Annotated in this window: 6 protein-coding genes and 1 pseudogene; 3 read left to right on the plus strand and 4 right to left on the minus strand. The window is 63.9% G+C overall.

Going from position 1 to position 6,490, the window contains the following annotated elements:
- Nucleotides 1-44: 44 nt before the first annotated feature.
- On the minus strand, nucleotides 45-737 hold the full coding sequence (locus tag HP547_RS21080; protein WP_172231201.1) for a tRNA (adenine(22)-N(1))-methyltransferase TrmK: 693 nt from the start codon (nucleotides 735-737) through the stop codon (nucleotides 45-47).
- A 136-nt stretch (nucleotides 738-873) separates the two neighbouring features.
- On the opposite strand from HP547_RS21080, the gene HP547_RS21085 reads away from it, so the two are divergent.
- Both HP547_RS21085 and HP547_RS21090 read left to right on the plus strand, forming a co-directional pair.
- Nucleotides 874-1,254, plus strand: coding sequence for a RidA family protein (locus HP547_RS21085; protein ID WP_172231198.1), 381 nt, complete (start codon nucleotides 874-876; stop codon nucleotides 1,252-1,254).
- 327 nt (nucleotides 1,255-1,581) lie between these two features.
- Nucleotides 1,582-3,582: a U32 family peptidase gene (locus HP547_RS21090; RefSeq protein WP_172231195.1), complete on the plus strand. Its 2,001-nt coding sequence runs from the start codon at nucleotides 1,582-1,584 to the stop codon at nucleotides 3,580-3,582.
- Nucleotides 3,583-3,597: 15 nt separating this feature from the next.
- On the opposite strand, the gene HP547_RS21095 is transcribed toward HP547_RS21090, so the two are convergent.
- Nucleotides 3,598-4,923, minus strand: a complete 1,326-nt coding sequence (locus HP547_RS21095) for a sigma-54 dependent transcriptional regulator (RefSeq protein ID WP_172287343.1) — start codon at nucleotides 4,921-4,923, stop codon at nucleotides 3,598-3,600.
- 341 nt (nucleotides 4,924-5,264) lie between these two features.
- Between HP547_RS21095 and HP547_RS21100 the strand changes: the two genes are divergently transcribed.
- Nucleotides 5,265-5,531 carry a hypothetical protein gene (locus HP547_RS21100; protein ID WP_172232835.1) on the plus strand — a complete coding sequence of 89 codons (267 nt, stop codon included), beginning with the start codon at nucleotides 5,265-5,267 and terminating at the stop codon, nucleotides 5,529-5,531.
- A gap of 105 nt (nucleotides 5,532-5,636) precedes the next feature.
- Here the strand turns inward: HP547_RS21100 and HP547_RS21105 are convergent, their stop codons facing one another.
- A complete protein-coding gene (locus tag HP547_RS21105) occupies nucleotides 5,637-6,194 on the minus strand; it encodes a VWA domain-containing protein (protein WP_172287347.1) in 558 nt (185 codons plus the stop codon).
- 110 nt (nucleotides 6,195-6,304) lie between these two features.
- Nucleotides 6,305-6,490, minus strand: a pseudogene (locus HP547_RS21110) (magnesium chelatase); the annotation flags it as partial.

Genomic DNA, 6,490 nt, shown 5'->3' on the forward strand with positions numbered 1-6,490 from the left:
CGAAATCGACTACCGCGAGATGGGCAACTGCTCGCAGCAGTGAGTCAGCCCAGCACCTGGGTGATCCAGCCCACCTGCTGGTTGAAGTCGTCTATTTTCACCTGAGGTACCGCGTCGCGGGCACGCGCGAAGTTGGCCAGGGTCTGCTGCTTCTGTTTCAGCATGCGGCGCCACTTCACCACAAACGCCTCGCTTTTCGCCTGCATCAGCACCGGTCCGAAGTACAGTTGCTCAGCGGTATAGGCCACGCTGCCCGGTTCGGCGACGATGATCTCGTAGTCAAAGCGGTTTTCTCGCAACAGCTCTTCGTTGACGATGCAAAAGCCGTTACCCATCAGCCACTGCCGCAGTTCGCGTTCGGCGCCATTGGGCTGCAGTACCAGGCGTTTTACCCCAGCCAGGCGCTGCTTGCCGGCTTCGAGGATCTCGCACATCGTGTCGCCACCCATGCCGCAGATGCTGATCACCGAGATCCTATCTTGCGCCTCGACGGCCGCCAGGCCATCGGCCAGGCGCACGGTGATGCGGTCTTCAAGGTCATTCTTGCGCACGTTGCGCTGGGCCGAGGCGAACGGCGTCTGCGCCACCTCGCCGGCCACGCCCACCTCGATTACGCCACGCAGCATCAGGGCCACCGGCAGGTAACCATGGTCGGAGCCAATGTCGGCCAGGCGCGCGCCCTGTGGCACATGGGCGGCCACGCGCTCCAGGCGCCTGGACAAAGTCTGTTCGTTCACGTTAAACCCCTGCGTTGCAATGGGGCGCGATTCTGACGGCGAACAGCGCGCATTACAAACACCGGGGCGCCCTCGACCCGCCCGCCGGGCTCGCGTAGGCTTGCCGCTTTCCTTCCGTCGCAAGGCAAAACAGACCATGGCAACTGCAGACATCATCTACACCCCAGACCCGGACGCCGAATCCATTTCCTCCGACGTGGCCGAGTACAACGGCGTGCTGGTCACCACCCAGATCCCGACCCACCCCGATGGCAGCCTGGAACTGGGCGGTATCGTCGAGCAGAGCGAATGCACCCTGCAGGCGCTGAAAGTGGCCCTGGAAAAGGCCGGCAGCGGCATGGACCGGGTGCTGCACCTGACCATCTACCTGACCGACATGGCCGACCGCGCGGCGTTCAACGAGGTGTACCAGCGCTTCTTCGGCAAGCCGTGGCCAGTACGTGCTGCGGTGGGTGTGGCTTCGCTGGCATTCGAAGGCATGCGCGTCGAAGTGACCGCAATGGCCGCCAAGCGCTGATTTACCTGCCAGGGCCCTATCGCCGGCAAGCCAGCTCCCACAGGTACAGTGCAGCCTTCAAGGCATGCGCAGTACCTGTGGGAGCTGGCTGCCGGCGATAGTGCAGGTACAGCGCAGCCTTCAAGGCAGCGTCGTACCTGTGGGAGCTGGCTGCCGGCGATAGTGCAGGTACAGCGCAGCCTTCAAGGCAGCGTCGTACCTGTGGGAGCTGGCTTGCCGGCGATAGGGCCGGTACAAGCGATACACCTCCCAGCACCCCAATGATGCCGCCGGCCCGTTTCACCGCTACAATGCCCGCCTACCGTGACAGCCCGAAAATATAACGACATGTCCCTTCCAAAGAATCACCTGGAACTGCTCAGCCCTGCGCGCGACGTGGCCATTGCCCGTGAAGCGATCCTGCACGGCGCTGACGCCATCTACATCGGCGGCCCGAGCTTCGGCGCGCGCCATAACGCCTGCAACGAGGTCGGCGATATCGCCGAGCTGGTCGAGTTCGCCCGGCGCTACCACGCACGGGTGTTCACCACCATCAACACCATCCTCCACGACAACGAGCTGGAGCCCGCGCGCAAGCTGATTCACCAGCTGTACGACGCCGGCGTCGATGCCCTGATCGTGCAGGACCTGGGGGTGATGGAGCTGGACATCCCGCCGATCGAGCTGCACGCCAGCACCCAGACCGACATCCGCACCCTGGAGCGGGCCCGATTCCTCGACCAGGCCGGGTTCTCGCAGCTGGTACTGGCCCGCGAGCTGAACCTGCAGCAGATTCGCAGCATCGCCGCCGAAACCGATGCCGCCATCGAGTTCTTCATCCACGGTGCGCTGTGCGTTGCCTTCTCCGGCCAGTGCAACATCTCTCACGCGCAGACCGGCCGCAGTGCCAACCGTGGCGACTGCTCGCAGGCCTGCCGCCTGCCCTACACCCTGAAGGACGACCAGGGCCGCGTGGTGGCCTTCGAGAAACACCTGCTGTCGATGAAGGACAACAACCAGACCGCCAACCTGGCGGACCTGGTCGATGCCGGCGTGCGCTCGTTCAAGATCGAGGGCCGCTACAAGGACATGGGCTACGTGAAGAACATCACTGCCCACTACCGCAAAGAGCTCGACGCCATCCTCGAAGGCCGCCCGGAACTGGCCCGCGCCTCCAGCGGCCGCACCGAGCACTTCTTCCTGCCCGACCCGGACAAGACCTTCCACCGCGGCAGCACCGACTACTTCGTCAGCGACCGCAAGGTCGACATCGGCGCGTTCGACTCGCCAACCTTCACCGGCCTGCCGGTCGGCGTGGTGGAAAAAGTCGGCAAACGTGACATGCAGGTGGTCACCGAGGTGCCACTGACCAACGGCGACGGCCTGAATGTGCTGGTCAAGCGCGAAGTGGTGGGTTTCCGCGCCAACATCGCCGAACCACGCGGCGAGTTCGAGGAAGACGGCCACAAGCGTTACCGCTACCGTGTCGAACCCAACGAAATGCCCGAAGGCCTGCACAAGCTGCGCCCCAACCACCCGCTGTCTCGCAACCTCGACCACAACTGGCAACAGGCCCTGCAGCGCACCTCTTCCGAGCGCCGGGTGGGCGTCGAGTGGCACGCCGTTCTGCGCGAGCAGCGCCTGATGCTGACCCTCAGCAGTGAAGAAGGTATCAGCGTGCAGGTGGCCCTGGATGGCCCGTTCGGCCCGGCCAACAAGCCGCAGCAGGCGCTGGACCAGTTGCACGACCTGCTGGGCCAGCTGGGTACCACGATGTATCACGCCGACAGCATCCAGCTGGACGCGCCACAGGCCTATTTCGTACCCAACTCGCAGCTCAAGGCCCTGCGCCGCGAAGCCATCGAGGCGCTGACCGCAGCACGCGTGCAGGCGCACCCGCGTGGCGCGCGCAAGGCCGAGACCACGCCGCCGCCGGTATACCCCGATTCACACCTGTCGTTCCTGGCCAACGTCTACAACCAGAAGGCGCGCGACTTCTACCACCGCCACGGCGTGCAGTTGATCGATGCGGCCTACGAGGCCCATGAAGAGCACGGCGAAGTGCCGGTGATGATCACCAAGCACTGCCTGCGCTTCTCGTTCAACCTGTGCCCCAAGCAGGCCAAGGGCGTGACCGGCGTGCGTACCAAGGTGGCACCGATGCAGCTGATTCAGGGTGACGAGGTGCTGACCCTGAAGTTCGACTGCAAACCGTGCGAAATGCATGTGGTGGGCAAGATGAAAAGCCACATCATCGACCTGCCGACCCCAGGCAGCGCCGTGGCCCAGGTGGTGGGGCACATCAGCCCGGAAGACCTGTTGAAGACCATTGTGCGCGGGCCACATTGATCCGAGGACGACAACCTAGCGTATCTGGTGCTTGTGCAGCAGCCGATAGAACGTCGGCCGTGAAACCCCAAGCACCTTGGCCGCCACGCTGAGGTTGTCACTGTGCCGGTTGAGTACATCGCACAGGGCCTGACGCTCGGCCCGGTGCTTGTACTCCTCCAGGGTGCCCAGCGGCTGCTGCTCCAGGTCCAGCAGCTGCAGCCCCAGGTCCTGCGCCTCGATCTGCCGGCCTTCGGCCAGCACCAGCCCGCGGCGCACGCGGTTGGCCAGCTCGCGCACATTGCCCGGCCAGTCGTGCCGGCCCATCGCCGCCAGGGCATGATCACTGAACGAGCGCGGCCGGCGCCCGGTTTCCAGGCTATAAAAGTGGGCAAAGTGGCTGGCCAGCATCGACAGGTCGCCATGCCGGTCGCGCAGCGGCGCGGTCACCACTTGCAGTACGTTCAGGCGGTAATACAGGTCTTCGCGAAAGCGCCCTTGCTCGATGGCCCGTTCCAGGTCCACGTGGGTCGCCGCCAGCACCCGCACATCCACCGGAATCGGCTGGCTGCCGCCCACCCGTTCGATGTGCTTCTCCTGGAGAAAACGCAGCAGGTTGGCCTGCAGCTCCAGCGGCAGGTCACCGATTTCGTCGAGAAACAGCGTGCCACCATGCGCCGCTTCGATACGCCCGGACTTGCGCTGGTGAGCGCCGGTGAACGCGCCCTTCTCATGGCCAAACAGTTCGGACTGGATCAGGTGCTCGGGAATCGCTCCGCAGTTGATAGCGATGAACGGCTGCTCGCTGCGTTGCGACTGGCGGTGCAGGGTGCGTGCCACCAGTTCTTTGCCGGTGCCGCTTTCACCGCGGATCAGCACCGGCGATTCGGTGGGCGCCAGTTTGCCCAGTAATTTGCGCAGCTCGCGGATCGGCCGGCTTTCACCGAGCAGTTCGTGGGTGGCTTCGTCGACCTTGACCGCCCCTTTGCCGCGCAGGCGCGCCATGCCGAACGCCCGGCCAAGGGTAACCTGCACGCGAGAGACGTCGAATGGCAAGGTATGGAAGTCGAAGAACCACTCGCAGACAAAATCGCCGAACGCCGGCATGCGCAATTGCTCGGCACTGAGCACCGCGATCCATTCGGTGTTGCTGCGCTTGATCATGTCCTTGACCGCGTCCGGGTGCCTCAGGTGCGCTGCCTGCAAACGCAACAGGCCCACATCGCAAGGATGATCCAGTGCGGCCCCGAGCACGCAACTGTCCACATCCCACCCAGCGTTGCGCAGGCCTGGCAGCAAGCGGTGGCAGTCGTCGCAGGGGTCGACGATGAGCAAACGGCGTTGAGCGGCGGGCTGCTGCATGATCGATCCTTGGCGCCATTTTTTGGTTTTTTGAAGTAAAACAGCAAGTTGTGGCGCCCAATTAACAGTAGCAACGAAGTTGACGCTGCCCAGTACCGTCTGTCTGCCGAATCATTTTTTTACAAACCCATACGGGAATTTTCGCACTTTATCGACATCACATGGCGGCGCAGGCAAGAACGGATTCCATCCTGACAAATTTTTTTACAACCAATGTGTGACTTGCCCCCGGACAACGAGCATCAGTACACATAACCCCGCGCTGCAACTCGCGAATAAAGAGGCGACTTTGAAGCAACGCGGACTTACTTCGATGTTTGGGACCATAGAGAGACCGAACCATGAATGCCCCGCTCCGTGTCAACGAAGCACTGCTGATTGCCGACCATGCCTTCGAACCTTTCCAGTGCGTAGCCTGGGATGCACCCAACGGTACTGGTGAGTTGAGCCTGGCAGTGATCGACCGGACCAGCACTCGCATCGGCAGCAAGCAAGTGTCGTCGCGCATCTATTCCGACCCTGCCCAGTGGGCCAGCCTGATCGAGGAAGTGCGCGCCGAACTGTGCGAGAAAGGCTACAACCTGCAGCCCTGGTCGATGCCGAAATAATATCGCCCGCCCGGCCAAGTGCGTGCACCGCCACGCACTTGTGCAACTTCCCCACTGGCTGTTCTGGCAACTTTCCTTATTGCGACATGATGTCGCGCACATTTTTCAATTCACGACCTTGAACTGATGCAAGTGCTGGTATTCGGCCTGCAACTGCTCAGCCAGACGCTGTGCGCGCCCAACGCGAACCGGCGCCAACTCCATATCTACCAGCAAGGTGTCGCATGGCATCGGCTGCACGCCGTTGCAGTGCTGCAGGCGACCGTCGGTGAATATCAGGCAACGCACCACTTCTTCGGGGTGGGCTCGCCGCCGCGCCTGCAGCCAGTGGCGGGCCTGCTCCAACGCGTTCATCAGCGGTGTCCCGCCACCGGCGCCCAAGGCTTGAAGCCAGGGCTGCAGCGCAGCCGAGGCTTTCAGGCCGTGGCGCTGCCACTGCGGCGCATGACCGCTGGCGGTCAGCAAGGCAAGACGGGCGCGCTGGCGGTAGGCCTGGTCGAACAGTGCTGCCAGCAGCCCTTTGGTCTGTGCCAGCGCCTGGTGCCGGCGGGTGGAGGCCGAGGCGTCTACAATCACCAGCCACAACTCTGCGGGCCTGGCCTGGCGTTGTTGCCAGCACAGGTCCTGGCGCAGCCGTGGCCGGCCCTTGAGCAAGGTCGCCAGCCAGGCTACCCGGCCAGCTGCAGCATTGCGCGCGCGGCCACGGCTGGCGCCGTACTGCTTGCCTGCGCCCGCTTCGGCATCCGCCCCTGTGGCAGGTGGCTGGGGGATGCTCAGGGCTTTTTTGCCCAGTTCGGCACCTCGCGACGGGCACCGCTGGCCACCGGCTGCGGCGGCAAGGCGCCCCAGTCGCCCTGCCCGCCCGGGTCACCTGAGTGGGTGGTACCCTGCTGGTCAGGTTGCGGCGGCGCCGACTGTGGGCTGGTCTGTGGCGCTGCGCGGCGGCGATGGCGCAGGGC

Origin of the sequence: Pseudomonas sp. CM27, assembly GCF_013179515.1 — a bacterium.
GTDB lineage: Bacteria > Pseudomonadota > Gammaproteobacteria > Pseudomonadales > Pseudomonadaceae > Aquipseudomonas.